Genomic DNA, 17,237 nt, shown 5'->3' on the forward strand with positions numbered 1-17,237 from the left:
ACGCCGCGATGGAGCCCTGGTGGATCAGGGCTCCATCGCCGTGTTGGCGGCGTCCTGCGCCCGGACGAGGGCCGCCGGCACGGGCGCGAGGCCGACGTACATCTCGCCGAGGATCGGCGTGAGGGCCGCCAAGCCGGCCCGGACCCGGGGGCCGGACGGTGCGGGCACGGCGGCGTCGACCTCGAAGAACGGTCGCACGTCGACCCCCTGGTCGGACCAGTGCTCGACGAACGCGTCCGTCGCGCCCACCGCGGCGGGCGGGGCGACGCCCTGCCCGGCGAGCGCGGCCTGGCCGTCGGCCGAGCCGAGCCACCGTAGCACCGCGACGGCGGCGCCCTCGTCCTCCGTCGCGGCGTTGCCGACGGCGGCGACGCCGTCGACGACCGCGACCCGCCCCTCGGGACCGGCGATCAGCGGGGCGAGCGCCCACGGTCCGCGCGCCGACTCGGCGACGGCCCGCAGGTCCGTGGCACCGGACTGGAGGAGCGCGAGACGCCCGGCGGTGAACAGGTCCACCGCGGAGGGGCCGCCGGCGACGACGGGCGGTGCGGTCCGGTGACGGGTGACCATGTCGACGAGGTAGCCGAAGGTCTGCTCACCGCGCTCCGTGGCGAAGGCGAACTCCCCCTCGGCCATGAGGGCGGCGTCGTTCTGGGCGAGGAAGGAGCCGGCGACCGCGAGGAGGTCACCCTGCGCGTCGAAGCCGTACGTGGCCGGGGCGGCTGGGTTGAAGCCGTCCTCGTCCGCGCGGCGCCCCGAGGAGTCGGTCGTCAGGGCCCGGGCGGCGTCGAGCAGGGTGTCGTCCGCGGCAGCCGGGTCGGCGTCGTCGGTCTGGTCCTCGGGGGTCACGTCCTCGCCGGGCGCGTCGCCGCCCTCGGCGGCCGCGTCGCCGCCGGCCGTATCCCCGTCGGCGTCGTCGGCGGCGTCGTCCCCGTCGTCGCCGCTCTCGCTCGCCCCCGTCGTGGTGCCGTCAGGGGACCAGGCGAGCTCCTCGACGTCGACCCCGGCCGACTCCACCATCTCCACGTCGTGGTACAGCGCGACGGGGTCCCACAGCTGCGGCACCCCCCACACCGTGCCGTCCCGGCTGAAGAGGTCGGTGACGGCGCCCACCCACTCGTCGTGCTCGTCGCCCAGGGCGGCGCCGACGTCGACGAGGGCCCCCTCCTCGGCGTAGCGCGCGTAGCCGGCGCCGTCGGCCCAGAAGAGGTCGGCCATCTCCCCGGCCGCGAGGTCGCTCTCCACCCGGTCCCAGTACTCCGCACGCGGCACGACCTCGACCTCGACGCGGATGTCGGGCTGCTCGGTCATGAACGCGTCGAAGGACTCCGCGTAGGCCCGGGCGGCGGCCGCGTCCCACACGCGCAGCGTGACGCTCGACGAGCCGTCGTCGGTCGGGGCGGCCAGCCCGGCGTCGCCCGCCTCCGTGGTGCACGCGGCGAGGGCGAGCGCGCTCCCCGCGACCGCCGCGGCCGTGCCACGGGGGCGACGGGGGGATCTCATCGGGGCCACTCCTGGTACGGGCTCGGCGCTCCCGGGTCGGTGCCGGGATCGGGGCGCCTCCGGCAGGTTATCGTCCGGTCCGCGCTCCGTCATGCAAACGTCAAGCACCGGAATCGTTTTGTGACCTGCGGAGCGGTGGCACAGTAGGCGCACACGACGACGAGGTGGCAGGCAATGACGCTCACGCTGGACCCCACCGCCCTGGCGGGCCTGTCGGCCGCCGGCGGCCCGGACCACGTCTCCACCGCGCTGGTGGACCGGGTACGCCTCGCGCACGACGCGTCGCACTACCTCCTCACGCCGAAGGCCGTCGTCACCGCGACGTCGCCCGAGCAGGTCGCGGCCGTCATGGCCGCCGCCACCCGTGCGGGCACGCCGCTGACGTTCCGCGCCGGGGGGACCTCCCTGTCGGGGCAGGCCTCGAGCGACTCGGTCCTCGTCGACGTCAGGCGTCACCAGGCGCGGGTGGAGGTCCTCGACGACGGCGCCCGGGTGCGCTGCCAGCCCGGCGCGGTCCTGCGCCGGGTCAACGCCGCCCTCGCCCCGCACGGCCGCCGCCTCGGCCCCGACCCCGCGAGCGAGATCGCGTGCACCCTCGGCGGCATCGTCTCGAACAACTCCTCGGGCATGACCTCGGGCACGACGATGACGGCGTACCGCACCCTGGAGTCGATGGTCCTCGTCCTGCCCGGCGGCACGGTCGTGGACACCGGCCGGCCCGACGCCGACGAGCGCCTGCGCGTTCTGGAGCCGGACCTGTACGCCGGGCTGGCCCGGCTGCGCGACCGTCTGCGCGGCGACGCCGGGCTCCGGGCGAAGATCGAGCACCAGTTCTCGATGAAGAACACGATGGGCTACGCCCTCAACGCCTTCCTCGACCACGACGGCCCGGCCGACATCCTCGCCCACCTCGTCGTCGGGGCGGAGGGCACCCTCGCCTACATCGCCGAGGTCACCCTGCGCACCGTGCCCGCCCAGCCGCACGCCGCGACCGCGCTGTGCGTCTTCGAGACCATCGACGCGGCCACCGACGCGATCATCCCGCTCACCGCGGCCGGCGCGGACGCCGTCGAGCTCCTCGACGCGTCGTCGCTGCGCGTCTCCCAGCGCGACCCCAAGGCACCCGAGGTCATGCGCGCGCTCGCGGTGCGTGACCACACCGCCCTGCTCGTGGAGGTCCAGGACCCCACGGCCGAGGGCCTGGCGTCCCTGACCGCCGGACTCCGCCCGGTCATCGGGGGGCTGGCGCTGAGCGCCCCGGCCGAGCTCACCACCGACCCGGTCGCCCGCGGCCGGATGTGGGTGACCCGCAAGGTCCTCTACGCCGCCGTCGCCGGTGCCCGGCCGCAGGGCACCACGGCGCTGCTCGAGGACATCGTCGTCCCGCCGCCGGCGCTGCCCGCGACCGTCCGGGACCTCGGGGTCCTCCTCGCGCGGTACGGCTACGACGACGCGGTCATCTTCGGCCACGCCAAGGACGCGAACCTGCACTTCCAGATCAACCCGCACCTCGACGTGACCGCCGAGCTCGACGCCTACGCTGCGTTCACCGAGGACCTCGTCGACCTCATCCTCGGTGCGGACGGCTCGCTCAAGGCCGAGCACGGCACGGGCCGGATCATGGCGCCGTACGTGCGCCGGCAGTTCGGCGACGAGCTGTACGAGGTCATGCGCGAGGTCAAGGCCCTGTGCGACCCGGCCGGGATCCTCAACCCCGGTGTGGTCCTGGACGACGACCCCGAGGCGCACCTGAAGAACCTCAAGCTCTTCCCGGCGGCCCACCCCGAGCTCGACCGGTGCGTCGAGTGCGGCTACTGCGAGCCGGTGTGCCCCTCGCGGAACACCACGACGACGCCGCGCCAGCGCATCGTCCTCCTGCGCGAGATGGCGGTCTCGACGCCGGAGCGGCGGGCCGAGCTCGAGGACGAGTACACCTACCAGGCCGTGCACACCTGCGCCGCGGACTCGCTGTGCGTGACGGCGTGCCCGGTGGGCATCGACACCGGGAAGGTCATGAAGTCCTTCCGCGCGGCGTCACGGCCGCTGCCGGTCCGGACGGCGGGCGCGCTCGCGGCCGGGGCGTGGGGCCCGGCAACCACGGCCATCCGTGGCGCGCTGCGGGTCGCCGGTGCGGTGCCGACCCCGGTCCTGCGGGGCCTGACCGCGGGGGTGCGGGCGGTGGCGGGGGAGACCCTGCGCGACTGGATCCCCCAGGTCGGCGACGACCTGCCCGGCCCGGGCGGCTCACGGCGGGCGCTGGCCGCCGCGTCCCCCGCGGTCGTGGCCGGACCTGGCCGAGGAGCCGGAACCGGCCGAGGAGCTGGAGCCGGCCGTGGAACCCGGCCGGGGCCGGGCGCCGGTGCGGACGCCGGGGCGGACGGCCCCATGGCGGCGGACGTCGTGTTCTTCCCGGCGTGCATCGGCTCGATCTTCGCCGCCGAGGGCGGTGGGGACGGCGCCGGGGCGGCGTTCCTGCGCCTGTGCGAGCGGGCAGGGCTGCGCGTCGCGGTGCCCGAGGGGATCGACTCCCTGTGCTGCGGCACCGTGTGGGAGTCCAAGGGCCTGACCGACGGCGCCGCCGACATGGCCGCCCGCGTCGCGGCCTCGGTGTGGCGGCTGACGCGGGGCGGTCGGGTGCCGCTGGTGTCGGACGCCTCGAGCTGCAGCCACGGCCTGGCCGGCATCGGCAAGCACCTCACCGGGACCGCCGCCGAGAGGTGGGGCCGGGTGCGCACGGTCGACGCCGTGACGTTCACCCGCGAGGAGGTCCTGCCCCGCCTGGACGTCGAGCCGTCCCGGCGGGTGCCCACCCTCGCGCTGCACCCGACGTGCTCGCTCGTCCACCTCGGTGCGGTGGAGGACCTCACCGAGGTCGCCCGCGCGGCCGCGGCCGACGTGACCGTCCCCGTCGCGTGGGGGTGCTGCGGCACCGCGGGCGACCGCGGCATGCTCCACCCCGAGCTCACCGCCGGCGCGACCGAGGCCCAGGCGGCAGAGATCGCCACGCTCGAGCGCGACCAGGGCCCGTTCGCGGCCTACGCCTCGTGCAACCGCACCTGCGAGATGGGCATGACCGCCGCCACCGGCCGTCCGTACCGCCACGTCCTCGAGGTGCTTGAGGAGGTCACGCGGTAGCACCGCGTCACCGACGAGGAGGCACGCGCCACCGACGTGATGCCACGCGCCATCGACGTGACGACTCTCGCGTCACGTGTGGACCCCGGAGCTCACCCGGGCGGGCGGACCGGCTCGACGTACTCGAACGGCACCGTGAGAACGCCGCGCCCGGCCCGCACGTGGTACCTCGTCCGCGCGCTCTTGACCACCGAGCCCTCGACACCGTGGTACCGGCCCGGCGCCGTCAGCCGGACCGTCCAGCCCGGGCCCAGGCCGCCGCTCGCGGCACGCACCGCGAGGCGCATCTCGGGGGTCAGGGGCGGGTCCGCGATCTCGGGCGGCGGCTCCTCCAGCCGCCAGCGCCGCCCGTCGTCGTCAAGGACCCAGTCCTCGCCGTCGGCCTCGAGCTGGTCGTGCACCCACCAGGGCTCGCCCGGCCGGCGACTCGTCCCGGTGCCGCCGCGTCCGGCGAGCGCGTCGGCGTAGAGCTCGGCCGCCCGTCGCCGCCGGCTCCCGGCCAGCGCGTTGAGCAGCTCGCGCTCGTACCGCTGGCCCATCGGCACCTGCCGGCCGTGGAAGGTCCACCGGAGCAGGAGGTCGGGGTTGAACGACGGGTCGCAGCGCGCGCAGCTCGAGGGGCGGGCAGGGCGGCGGTGCCGGTCGAAGGCGTGGCCGCGCGGGCACACCCCCCGCCACGGCGCCGGCGCGCGCGGGGCCTCCGCGTCGACGAGGCGGGAGCCGGAGCAGTCGATGGCCAGCGCCTTCGCCCGCCAGACGGCGTCGTGGCCGTGCTTGGGCCCGACCAGCGCGTGGGCGATCTCGTGCAGGACCGTGTCCCGGACCTGCTCGACGTCGTAGAGCGACATGAGGTGCCGCGAGACCGAGATCGTCCGACGGTCGAAGCGGCACACCCCCGCGCGCCGCTTCGCGCCGTCGAGGGTGAAGGCCCACGATGTCAGGCCGTGCCGGTCCAGGAGCTCCCGCCCGAGCGCCACCACCTCCCGCAGGTCCATCGCCGCTCCCTCCCTCGTGCCCGCTGAGAGGAGGTTACGGGGCGCTACCGACACCGGTGTCGAGCCTGGGGGCGGGGCGCGGGCACGAGTGGCTGTGGACGGGTGGCCATGTGGGCAGTCCCACGCCGCGCCCCGGAAGGAGCGACCAGCCCTGGGCGTTGTCCCAATATGACCGCCACCGCCACCGCGCCCGCCCGGACCGCCGAGCAGCGTCGTGGGCAGCCTCGCGTCGAGGCGCCGCAGGACGGAGCTCGTCAGGACGGGGCTCGTCAGGACGGAGCGCGTCAGGACGGCCGGCGCCGGGCGGACGTCGTCGTCGTGGGGGCCGGACAGGCCGGGCTCTCGGCCGCCTACCACCTGCGCCGTCTCGGGCTCGTCCCGGCCGGTCCCGCGGTCGGCCCCGCGCAGGGGTCGCCCACCGACGGCGCGGGCACCTACGTCGTCCTCGACGCCGAGGCCGGCCCCGGCGGGGCGTGGCGCCACCGGTGGCGGTCCCTGCGGATGGCCACGGTCAACGGCATCCACGACCTGCCCGGAGCGCCCCAGCCGGTTGTCGATCCCGCCGAGCCGTCCGCCGAGGCACTGCCGCGCTACTTCGCCGACTACGAGAGCTCCTTCGACCTGCCCGTCCTGCGGCCGGTGTCCGTACGGACGGTCCGCCGCGCCGACGCCGACCCCGGCGGTGACCTCCTCCTCGACACCGACGCCGGGACCTGGGCCGCCGGCGCCGTCGTCAATGCCACGGGCACGTGGACCCGGCCCTTCTGGCCCCGCTACCCCGGCCAGGAGAGCTTCGCCGGACGTCAGCTCCACGTGGCCGACTACGTCTCGGCCGAGGAGCTCGCCGGGAAGCACGTCGCCGTCGTGGGTGGCGGGATCTCCGCCGTCCAGCTCCTCGAGGAGATCTCCCGGGTGACCACCACGTCGTGGTTCACCCGGCGCGAGCCCGTCTGGCGTGACGAGGACTTCGACGCCGACGCGGGCCGCCGCGCCGTCGCCCTCGTCGAGGAGCGCGTACGGCAGGGCCTGCCGCCGGCGAGCGTCGTCTCCGTGACCGGGCTCATCTGGCGCCCCGAGCTCCGTGCCGCAGCAGCCCGCGGCGTCCTGGACCGCCGGCCGATGTTCACCCGCATCGAGCCCCGTGGCGTCCGGGCGGCGGACGGGACGTTCCAGCCCGCGGACGTCATCGTGTGGGCCACGGGCTTCCGTGCAGCGCTCGACCACCTCGCGCCGCTCGGCCTGTGCTCGCCCGGGGGCGGGATCGTCATGGCCGGCACCCAGGTCGCGGGCGAGCCTCGCGTCCATCTCGTCGGCTACGGGCCGTCGTCGTCCACCGTCGGTGCGAACCGCGCCGGCCGCGACGCCGCACGGGCTCTCGTCGGACGTCTGGCCGGGCAGCGCCCCGCGGTGGTGGGAGGCTGAGCCCCATGGTCGACGTCCTCGCCGCCTCACCCCTGCTGACGATGATGGTGGTCGTGGCGGCGGGCACGCTCATCGGCACGATCCCGTTCGGCCCGTTGCGCTTCGGACCCGCCGGCGCCCTCTTCGTCGGGCTGGCCGCCGGGGCCCTGGACCCCCGGCTGGGCGAGGGGCTCGGTCTCCTGCAGACGCTCGGCCTGGCGCTGTTCGTCTACACCGTCGGACTCGGCGCCGGCTCCGGGTTCTTCCGCGACCTGCGCCGCCAGCTCCCGCTGCTGGGCGGCGCCGTCGGCGTCCTCGCGCTCGTCGCGGTCGCCGCGATCGTCCTGGGCACCGCGCTGGGGCTCACGCCCGGGCTGCGGTCGGGGGCATTCACCGGCGCCCTGACCTCGACCCCGGCCCTCGCGGCCGCGACGGAGCTCGCCGGGTCGGAGGAGCCCGCGGTCGGCTACGCCCTGGCCTACCCCGTCGGTGTCGTCGTCACCATCCTCGCGGTCGGGGCCGTCCTGTCCCGCTCGTGGCCGGCGCGGCGCGACCAGGGCTCGGTCGCCGGCGTGGGCCTGGTGGACATCTCCGTCGAGGTGCTCCACCCCGCACGGATCGCGGACCTGCCCGAGGTCGCGGAGGAGCGCGTGCGGCTGTCCTACCTCCAGCGAGCGGGCCGCACCCGCGTCATCGACCCCGACGAGGAGCTCCTGGCAGGGGACCGGGTGGTCATGGTCGGGCCCGCGGAGGCGGTGGCCGCGGCGCGCGAGCGCCTGGGGCGCCGGGTCAGCGAGCACCTCGCGCACGACCGCAGCACGGTCGACTACCGCCGGTTCATCGTCTCCCGGCCGGCGCTCGCCGGCCGCACGGTCGCCGACCTGGACGTCCCCGGACGCTTCGACGGCGTCGTCACCCGGGTGCGGCGCGGCGACCTCGACCTCCTCGCCTCGGACGACTTCGTCCTCGAGCTCGGCGACAAGGTCCGCGTCATCGTCCCGCGCGGGCGCATGGACGAGGTGCGCGAGCTCTTCGGCGACTCCGAGCGCCGGGTCAGCGAGATCGACGCGCTCTCCCTGGGGATCGGCCTCGCCGCCGGTCTCGCCCTCGGCCTGCTCACCCTGCCCCTGCCCGGTGGGGCGAGCTTCGCCCTCGGCTCGGCCGCGGGCCCCCTCGTCGTCGGGATGGTCCTCGGCCGCCTCGAGCGCACCGGGCCGCTCGTGTGGGGCCTGCCGATGGCCGCGAACCTCACCATCCGCCAGCTCGGGCTGCTGCTGTTCCTCGGTGCGACGGGCCTCGCGTCCGGTCAGGCGTTCGCGTCGGCAGCGTTCACCGGCGACGGCCTGCGCGTGGTCGTCCTCGCGCTGGCCCTCAGCCTCCTCACGGCGGCGCTGTTCGCCGTCCTCGCCCGCACCGCGGGGGTGAGCACCGCCCGAGCGGCCGGCGCGCTCGCCGGGCTCGTGGGCCAGCCGGCGATCCTCGCCTACGCCAACGGGCGTGTCACCGACGAGCGGGTCGAGGCCGGGTACGCCGCCCTCTTCGCCGTCGGGATCATCGTCAAGATCCTCCTCGTGCAGGTCATCGGGAGCTGAGCGTTCCCCGCCCTACGGCGACCGTAGGGCGCCCCCGGGGTGATCGCCGGATACCGGGGCGGCGGCGGGCTTCCTAGGCTCGGGTCGGGAGAGTCCGGGCATTCGGCACATCCCGGCCGTGCCGGGACGACACACCGATGAGGTCATCCAGTCGTGCACGCTCGCCCCCGCGGGGCGACAGCGAGGCCGAGCCAGTCATGCGCCTCCGGGTCGACACCGGCCCGTCGAGTGCGAACCCCTGCCACCGCACACGAAAGGACTTCCCATGCGCCGCCTCCTCGCCACCCTCCTGACCGCACTTCTCGCCACCTTCCTCTTCGTCCCGCAGGCCTTCGCCGGCAGCCCGCACTTCGTGGGCGCCATCGACGTCGACCGCGCCGGCGACACGCTGACCGTCTCGGGCAAGATCGCCGGGCTCGGCAACGAGGACCAGGTGGACGTCCAGGTCACCGCCGACGCCAGCTGCGTCAACCCCGGCGGCAACAAGCCCAGCGCCGACAACAAGCAGAGCTTCTCGGCCGAGGGTGAGTTCCCCGTGCAGAACGGCAAGGCGCTGTTCTCCCTGACCCTCACCGCGACGTTCCAGCCCAGCTGCACCCCGCCGATGACGGTCGAGTGGAGCAACGTCGTGGTCACCGCCTACGACGGCCTGCTCACGATGGCCGTCCCCGGCACCTTCTGACAGTCGGCTCTCAGGACTGACAGCCCGCTCACACCTCGGCGAGGGCCTTGCGGATCCGTTTCTCCGAGACCTTCACCGGGGTGCCGAGCTGCTGGGCGAAGAAGCTGACCCGCAGCTCCTCGATCATCCAGCGCACCTCGTCCAGCGCGGCGTCGCGGGCGGGGTCCGGCGCCATCCTCGCGCCGGCCTCGACGGCCGCCTCGTGGGCGTCCTCGAGCTCGCCGACCGTCCACGCCAGCTTCGCGTCCTGGTGGACGTTGACCTGGGCCCGCTCGATCCGCCGCTGCGCGGCCCGCAGGTAGCGCGGCAGGTGGACGAGACGCTCGGGCGGGGTGGCCGAGACGAAGCCCGGACCCACGAGCCGTGCCACCTGGTCGCGGACCTCCGTGAGGGTGTTGAGGAGGAACATCGACGTCGCCCCCTTGATCGCCACGTCCAGCTCGCGCCGGGCGTCGAGGATCGCCACCACCAGGCCGACCAGCCGGTGGACGCGCTCCTCCAGCTCGGACCGCACGTGCGCGACGAGCGCGTCGTGACGCTCGGCCTCGCGGACCGGGCGCCCGCCGTGCGCGGCCGTCCACTCGTCGACGAGGGCGCCGACCGCGGCGAGCTGGACGTCGGCCACGAGCTCCTCGGTGGTCCGGTACGGGCTGGCCGCCAGGGTGAGCGCCTCACGTCCGGTCCACCGGGTCGTCACGCGCTGGGTGCTCAGCAGCGTCTGACCCAGGACCAGGCGCCGCAGCCCGAGGCGGTGGACGCGGGCCTGCTCGCCGGCGTCGGCCAGCACGCGCAGCGACACCGACACCGCGCCGCCCTTCCCGCGCGCCTCGACCAGCGCGGGGTACCCGCGCACCGTCAGCCCCTGGGCACCGGTGGACTCGACCACCGCGGGGATGACCCCACCGGGGACGTCGGGGAAGGCGGTGAGGTCGTGCTGCTCGGGGAGCATGGGGGTCAGGGCCGTCGCGCCGGGTCGCCCGGCGTCGGCGCTTCCCGTCGTGCCGGCGCCGCCCGTCGTGTCCGCCCTCCCGGCCGCCGCGGCACCCTGGCCGGCAGGACCGCCGCTCGCGCCGGCCCGAGCCTCCTCCATGGCCAGCGCCACCGCGCCGCGCACCGCGTCGCTGACCGCCTGCTGGGTCTGCGGTGCGAGCTCGCGCTGGAGCGCCACGAGGTTCTTGCCCTCGGACAGCACGGCGCCACGGGCGGAGAGCACCCGGAACGTCACCCGGAGGTGGTCCGGGAGCTTCTCGTCGTCCCAGGCCTCGTCGGGGACCTCCACCCCGCGCAGCCGCCGCACGGCGTCGGCGAAGGCCTCGTGATAGCTCGGCGCGCCCGGCGGTGCCGAGGCGACCTCCGCCCACGGCGGGAGGTGCGCGAAGACGTCGCGGGCGACGTCCGGGGCGGGGACCAGCTGGACGCGGACCTTCTTGGGCAGGGCCCGGATGGTCGCCGTCGCCAGCTCGAGGGCCAGGCCCGGCACCATCCAGTCGAAGCCGTCCGGGCGGAGACGGGCGAGGACCTCCACCGGCACGTGGACCGTGACGCCGTCGGCGTGGGTGCCGGGCTCGAACTGGTACGTCAGCGGCAGGGTGAGGTCACCCTGGCGCCAGGTGTCGGGGAAGTCGTCACCGGTGATCTCCCCGGCCCCGGGCACGAGGAGGTCGAGGGTGAAGGTGAGCAGGTCCGGGTCCTCGCGGCGGGCGCGCTTCCACCAGGAGTCGAAGTGCCGGGCGGAGACGACGTCGTCGGGCACCCGCTCGTCGTAGAAGGCGAAGAGGCCGTCCTCGTCCAGGACGAGGCCGCGACGGCGGGCCCGGGCCTCGAACTCGGAGGCCTCGGCGAGCAGCTCGCGGTTGCGCTCGTAGAACTGGTGGTGCGTGCGCCACTCGCCACCGACGAGCGCGTGCCGGAGGAACATCTCCCGGGCGAGCTCGCGGGCGGTGACGTCGCCCAGGACGAGGTCGCCGAGCCGGCCGAGGAGCACCGGCCGGTCGGCCACCAGGGTCATGCCGTAGAGCATGACCTTCTCCTTGACCATGGCCGCGCCCTGCTTGGCCGACCAGTACGGCTCGGAGTAGACCCGCCGGACGAGGTGCGCGGCGACCGGCTCGACCCACTCCGGCTGGATCCGCGCCACCGTCCGGGCGAACAGCCGCGAGGTCTCCACGAGCTCGGCGGCCATGACCCACGCGGGGGTCTTGCGGGCGAGCCCGGAGCCCGGCCAGATCGTGAACCGGGTGCCCCGGGCGCCGGCGTACTCGCGGCGCCGCTCGTCCCAGGAGCCGAGGTTCGACAGCAGGCCGACGAGGAGGGACTGGTGCAGCGCGTCGGCCGCGACGGCGTCGGCGGACCGCCCCACCGCGACGGCAGCGCGTGCGGTGTCGGGGCGGCCGTCCGGGGTGGCGCCGGCGGTGGCGGCGATGTCGTCCTCGTGGGGCAGGGCGATGGGCTTGAGGGTCAGCCCGAGCGGCTTGGCGAGCTGGCGCAGCTGGGCGACGACGTCCTGCCACTCGCGCACGCGCAGGTAGTTGAGGTGCTCGGCGCGGCACAGGCGGCGGAAGGCCGAGCCCGAGAGGTCACGCTGCTGGGTGCGCAGGTACCGCCAGAGGTTGAGGTAGGCGAGGAAGTCCGACGTCGGGTCCGCGAACCGGCGGTGCTTCTCGTCCGCCGCCTGCTGGTGCTCGGCGGGGCGCTCGCGGACGTCCTGGACGCTGAGCGCGGCGACGACGACCATCACCTCCGCGGCGCAGCCGTTCCGCTGCCCCTCGAGCAGCATCCGGCCCAGGCGCGGGTCGATGGGGAGCTGGGCGAGCTGGCGCCCGACCGGGGTGAGCCGGCGGCGCGGGTCGCTCGCCTCGGGGTCCAGCGCCCCGATCTCGTGCAGGAGCTGGACGCCGTCGCGCACGGCCCGGGTGTCGGGCGGGTCGACGAACGGGAACCGCGCGACGTCGCCCAGTCCCAGCGCCGCCATCTGGAGGATGACGGCGGCGAGGGAGGTGCGCAGGATCTCCGGCTCGGTGAACTCGGGGCGTGCGGCGTAGTCGGCCTCGGAGTAGAGCCGGATCGCGATGCCGTCCGCGACGCGTCCGCACCGGCCCGAGCGCTGGTTGGCGCTGGCCTGCGAGATCGGCTCGATGGGCAGCCGCTGGACCTTCGTGCGGGTGGAGTACCGCGAGATCCGGGCGGTCCCGGGGTCGATGACGTAGCGGATGCCGGGGACCGTCAGGGAGGTCTCGGCGACGTTCGTGGCCAGGACGATGCGCCGGGTGCTGTGCGCCTCGAAGACGCGGTGCTGCTCGGCGGAGGACAGCCGCGCGTACAGGGGCACCACCTCGACCGCGCCGGGCACCGTCGAGCGGGCGCCCGGGGCGACGTACCGGTCCCCGAGGTGCTCGGCGAGCGCGACGTGGGTGTCGCGGATCTCGCGCTCGCCGGAGAGGAAGACGAGGATGTCGCCGGGCCCCTCGGCCATGAGCTCGTCCGCCGCCCGGACGATGCCGGTGACCTGGTCCAGCGGCTCCTCCGCGGGCGGCCGGGCGCGCCCGCCGGCCTGCTCCGCGTCGTCGTCCGCGTCGTCGTCCGCGTCGTCGTCCTCGACGAGGGGCCGGTACCGCAGCTCCACGGGGAAGGTGCGCCCGGAGACCTCCACGACCGGCGCCGGGCGGAGCAGCTCGCCCTCGGGCCGGTCGCCCTCCCGGACGCCGAAGTGCGCGGCGAACCGGGCCGAGTCGATCGTCGCCGAGGTGATGATCACCTTGAGGTCGGGCCGGCGGGGCAGGAGGTTGGCGAGGTAGCCGAGGATGAAGTCGATGTTGAGGCTCCGCTCGTGGGCCTCGTCGACGATGATCGTGTCGTACCGCCACAGCATCGGGTCCCGCTGGATCTCGGCCAGGAGGATGCCGTCGGTCATGAGCTTGACCAGGGTCGTGGGGGAGACCTGGTCGGTGAAGCGGACCTGGTACCCGACGGCGCCGCCGAGCTCGACACCGAGCTCCTCGGCGATGCGCTCGGCCACCGTTCGCGCGGCGATCCGGCGCGGCTGGGTGTGGCCGATCGTGCCGATGACGCCGCGGCCGAGCTCGAGGCAGATCTTGGGGATCTGGGTGGTCTTGCCCGAGCCGGTCTCGCCGGAGACGACGACGACCTGGTGGTCGCGGATGGCGGCCGCGATCTCCTCGCGACGGGCCGAGACGGGGAGCTGCTCGGGGTAGGTGATCCGCGGCAGCGCGGCGCGGCGGGCGGCGAGCTGCTCGGGCGTGTAGGGGCGGAAGCCCCCGCGCTCTCGGGCGGGGTCGCGGCGCGCGCCGGCGGGCTGCTTGCCGGTCTGGCGCTCGCCGGGGGTGCTCTCGCCGGACTGGCGCTCACCGGCTGGGCGCTCGCCCGGGCCGCGCCGGGGACGGCCACGGCGGCGGCTGCGCCCGGCGCCGCCGGTCCCGGCCGCACCGGCTGCCGTCGTCTCCTCGCTCACGGTCACCCATTCTCACCGATGCGCCGAGCCGCGGCGCCCGGGGGGCGTCTACCCTCGGCCGGGTGAGCACCGACCGGCGGCGCGGCGCCGGCCTCGTCCTTCTCCTGGGCGCGCTGACCGCCCTGGGTCCGCTGACCATCAACCTCTACCTGCCGGCGTTCCCCGCGATCGCCGCGGAGCTCGGCGCCGAGCAGGGGCAGGTCCAGCTGACCATGACCTCGGCGCTGCTCGGCCTCGCCGTGGGGCAGCTCGTGGCCGGCTCCGTCTCCGACGCAGTCGGGCGCAAGCTCCCCCTCCTCGTCGCGTACGGGCTGTACGTGCTGGTCTCGGCAGGGATCGCCGCCGCGCCGGGCATCGAGGCGCTCCTCGTGCTGCGCGCCGCCCAGGGCGTCCTCGGCTCGGCCGGGATGGTCATCGCGCTCGCCGTCGTGCGTGACACCCGGGAAGGCGTGGCGGTGGGCCGGACGATCTCCCGGCTCATGCTCGTCGTCGGCGTCGCTCCGGTGCTCGCGCCGGCGCTGGGCTCGCAGCTGCTCCTCGTGGGCTCGTGGCGGCTGCTGTTCGTCGCCCTCGCCGTCCTCGCGGCGGTGCTCGTCGTGCTCGTGGCGCTCGCGCTGCCCGAGTCCCACCCGCCGGAGCTGCGACGGGTGGGCGGGACCGCAGGAGCGGTGCGCTCCTACCTCGGCCTGCTGCGCGAGCCCACCTTCGTCGGGCTGGTGGCCGTGGCCGGGCTCGTCATGGCCGGGCAGTTCACCTACATCACCGCCTCGACGTTCGTCTTCCAGGAGATCTACGGCCTCAGCGCCCAGCAGTTCGGCGTCCTCTTCGGGGTGGGCGCGCTGACCGTCACCGCGGGCACCCAGGTGACCGGCTACCTCCTGGGCCGGCTTCGCGGCGAGCGCATCGCCGGCATCGCGATCGGCGTGGCCCTCACGGGTGCGGTCGGGATCGTCGTCGTCGCGCTCACCGTGGGTACCGGACCGGGGCTGCTCTGGCCGCTGCTGCTGGCCGTGCTGCCCACCATCGGGGCGGTCGGGATGATGTTCCCGGTGATCCCCGCGATCGCGCTGGGCCGGCACCGCCACGACGCCGGCAGCGCGGCCGCCCTCATCGGCGCCGCCCAGTTCGGGATGGCTGCGCTGGGCGCCCCGGTCTCGGGGCTGCTCGGCGGGTCGGTGGCCACGATGGGCGCCGTCATGGCGGTCGCCTTCGCTCTCGCCGGGGCGGTGATGGTCGCCGTGGCGCGGGCCGTGCGCGAGTGATGCCCCGACAGTGCTGCTCGCCTGCCTCGGCGCGAGCGATCCCTTGGCGGGGGCTGTTCGCCTGCCCGGGCGCGAGCGATCCCTTTGTGGGGGGCTGTTCGCCTGCCTCGGCGCGAGCGATCCCTTCGCGGGGCGCTGTTCGCCTGCCTCGGCGCGAGCGATCCCTTCGCGGGGCGCTGTTCGCCGGCCTCGGCGCGAGCGATCCTTTTGTTGCCCAGTGATCCTTGCACACCACTCTCACTCGGTTACGAAGGGAGCGCTCGGCTACGAAGGGATCGCTGGGTTACCGGGGATCGTTCGGCGACGGGCAGCCACGGGTGCGCCGGCGGCCCGGCGGACCGCACGGTGCGAGACTCGGGGTCATGGAGACGACCCCGCCCGACGACGTGGCGATCGAGCTGTTCTGGGCCGAGGCGCGCAAGGTCGTCGGGCTCACGCGCCTGGACGTCATCGTGGGCACCAGCGACACCGCCTCGCTCACCCCGCCGGCGTGGTCGTTCGGCGAGACGGCCGAGCAGGCGGACGAGCTGGTGGGACTGGTCCTGGCCGGGGACCGAACCGCCACGTCGAGCGCCCTGGGGGAGTGGGAGGCCGAGGATGAGGACCTCCCTCGTCCTGGCGACCTCGCCATCGTCTGCGACGGCGCCGGGCTCCCGCGGGCGCTCGTGCGCACCGACGTCGTGACGGTGGTCCCCTTCGACGAGGTCGACGCCGAGCACGCCCGCGCCGAGGGTGCGGCGAGCCTGGACTCGTGGCGGCGGGAGCACCGGGACCACCTCACCGCGGCGGTCGCGCCTCGCCAGTTCGCCCCGGACATGCCCGTCGTGCTCGAGCGCTTCACCGTCCTGCACCCGAGGCCCCCCCGGCCGTGAATCGGGCCGGCTCCACACCCCTGCAGGGTGGAGCCGGCCCGTGCCCGACCAGTGTGCGCACCACACGCCGACGAGCGCATCCCGAGTGGCCACCAAACGGACACGGCCATCCTGCATGTGAGACGAGGCGCGGGCCGAGCCGGGTCACCCGGTCGGTGCCGGCCCGGCGGGGACCCGCTCCGCCGAGGTCCCCGGCCGGGCGGTGCCCCGGTGCGAGGATGAGGCGTGCGCGCGATCGGCTGGCTCCTCGTCCTGGTGATATCCGGCGCCGCCGCGCTCACGCTGGACCTCGAGTGGGCGGTCAACCTCCACCGGGACTGGACCGGGTGGACCATGCTCGCGCCGGTCTCCCAGGTCATCGCGATGCGCTCGCTCGTGGCGATCGGGTTCATCGTGCTGGCCGTCATCACCCTCGTCGTCGGGATCGTCCGCAAGGTCGGCTTCCGCGGCGGGACGCGGACGCTGGTCCTCGGCGTGGCGCTCGCCCTCGTCGGCGTCGGGCACGGCTGGGTCCTGACGGAACGCGGCCTGGACAACCCCGGACGTCTCACCGTGGATGGTGGCGTGCGGCCGGGCGACCTCGGCACGGGCGAGATCACGGTCCTGACGCTGAACACCCTCGGCGGGCGCACCGGCGTCGAGGATGTCGCTGAGCTCGCCGGTCCGAACGGCGCCGACGTCGTCGTCCTGCCCGAGACGTCCCGCGCGACGGCGGAGGAGCTCGCCACCGCCCTCGCCGCGTCCGGCGCCACCTTCCAGGTGTTCGACGCCGCCGGTGCGGAGGAGGAGCCCGCCGGCTCGACGGCGATGCTCGTCTCGGCCGCGCTCGGCGAGTACGTCCAGACGCCGGGCCCCGCCACCCGGTTCGGTGCGGTGCGGGCCGAGCCCGCGACGGGCGTCGGCCCGGTGCTGGTGGGGGTGCACCCTGCGCCGCCCAGCGGCGACCTCCACGACGTGTGGGAGGAGGACCTCGCCGCCGTCACCGCTCTCTGCGCGCCGCGCACCACGCGGGGCCTCATCCTCGCCGGTGACCTCAACGCCACCCTCGACCACGCCCCGCTGCGCGACATCGGCCGCTGCGTCCACGGCGCCGCCGGCGCCGGGGTGGGCGGGGTGGCGACCTGGCCCACCCGCACCCCGGAGTGGCTCGGTGCCGCGATCGACCACGTCATCGCCGACGGCGAGGCGTACGAGCCGACGCAGGCCGCGGTGGTCGAGGTCGGCGGGAGCGACCACCGGGCTCTGCTCGTGCGGCTGCGGCCGGTGGGCACCGACCAGTAGGCCCTCGCGGCGGAGGAGAAAATCCCTCGCCCGGGCCGGTGGCGCG

General features: G+C 75.3%; 10 protein-coding genes. 7 read left to right on the top strand and 3 right to left on the bottom strand.

Annotated elements, in window-relative coordinates; translation table 11 throughout:
- Positions 1-24: 24 nt before the first annotated feature.
- The gene (locus tag AAEM63_RS00370) at positions 25-1,503 is read right to left on the bottom strand and encodes an extracellular solute-binding protein (RefSeq protein WP_341359766.1); all 1,479 of its coding nucleotides are present in this window, start codon (positions 1,501-1,503) and stop codon (positions 25-27) included.
- 174 nt (positions 1,504-1,677) lie between these two features.
- On the opposite strand from AAEM63_RS00370, the gene AAEM63_RS00375 reads away from it, so the two are divergent.
- Positions 1,678-4,638 (top strand): FAD-binding and (Fe-S)-binding domain-containing protein, encoded by a 2,961-nt coding sequence (locus tag AAEM63_RS00375; RefSeq protein WP_341359767.1) that lies wholly within the window; start codon positions 1,678-1,680, stop codon positions 4,636-4,638.
- A 92-nt stretch (positions 4,639-4,730) separates the two neighbouring features.
- On the opposite strand, the gene AAEM63_RS00380 is transcribed toward AAEM63_RS00375, so the two are convergent.
- Positions 4,731-5,633, bottom strand: a complete 903-nt coding sequence (locus AAEM63_RS00380) for a SprT-like domain-containing protein (RefSeq protein WP_341359768.1) — start codon at positions 5,631-5,633, stop codon at positions 4,731-4,733.
- 168 nt (positions 5,634-5,801) lie between these two features.
- On the opposite strand from AAEM63_RS00380, the gene AAEM63_RS00385 reads away from it, so the two are divergent.
- From AAEM63_RS00385 to AAEM63_RS00395, 3 genes are all read left to right on the top strand, one after another.
- Positions 5,802-7,055, top strand: coding sequence for an NAD(P)-binding domain-containing protein (locus AAEM63_RS00385; RefSeq protein ID WP_341359769.1), 1,254 nt, complete (start codon positions 5,802-5,804; stop codon positions 7,053-7,055).
- A gap of 5 nt (positions 7,056-7,060) precedes the next feature.
- Positions 7,061-8,626: a TrkA C-terminal domain-containing protein gene (locus AAEM63_RS00390; protein WP_341359770.1), complete on the top strand. Its 1,566-nt coding sequence runs from the start codon at positions 7,061-7,063 to the stop codon at positions 8,624-8,626.
- Positions 8,627-8,891: 265 nt separating this feature from the next.
- Positions 8,892-9,308 (top strand): hypothetical protein, encoded by a 417-nt coding sequence (locus AAEM63_RS00395; protein WP_341359771.1) that lies wholly within the window; start codon positions 8,892-8,894, stop codon positions 9,306-9,308.
- A 28-nt stretch (positions 9,309-9,336) separates the two neighbouring features.
- Here AAEM63_RS00395 and hrpA read toward each other — a convergent pair whose 3' ends face one another.
- Positions 9,337-13,776, bottom strand: a complete 4,440-nt coding sequence (gene hrpA / locus AAEM63_RS00400; RefSeq protein WP_341359772.1) for an ATP-dependent RNA helicase HrpA — start codon at positions 13,774-13,776, stop codon at positions 9,337-9,339.
- Positions 13,777-13,838: 62 nt separating this feature from the next.
- Here hrpA and AAEM63_RS00405 point away from each other — a divergent pair, with 62 nt between their 5' ends.
- The 3 genes from AAEM63_RS00405 to AAEM63_RS00415 all read left to right on the top strand — a co-directional run bounded on the left by AAEM63_RS00405 (position 13,839) and on the right by AAEM63_RS00415 (position 17,191).
- Positions 13,839-15,038, top strand: a complete 1,200-nt coding sequence (locus AAEM63_RS00405) for a multidrug effflux MFS transporter (protein ID WP_341359773.1) — start codon at positions 13,839-13,841, stop codon at positions 15,036-15,038.
- A 362-nt stretch (positions 15,039-15,400) separates the two neighbouring features.
- A complete protein-coding gene (locus AAEM63_RS00410) occupies positions 15,401-15,910 on the top strand; it encodes an ASCH domain-containing protein (RefSeq protein ID WP_341359774.1) in 510 nt (169 codons plus the stop codon).
- Positions 15,911-16,135: 225 nt separating this feature from the next.
- Positions 16,136-17,191 (top strand): endonuclease/exonuclease/phosphatase family protein, encoded by a 1,056-nt coding sequence (locus AAEM63_RS00415; protein WP_341359775.1) that lies wholly within the window; start codon positions 16,136-16,138, stop codon positions 17,189-17,191.
- The last annotated feature ends 46 nt before the right edge of the window (positions 17,192-17,237 follow it).

The sequence above is a fragment of the Georgenia sp. M64 genome (assembly GCF_038049925.1).
GTDB lineage: Bacteria > Actinomycetota > Actinomycetes > Actinomycetales > Actinomycetaceae > Georgenia.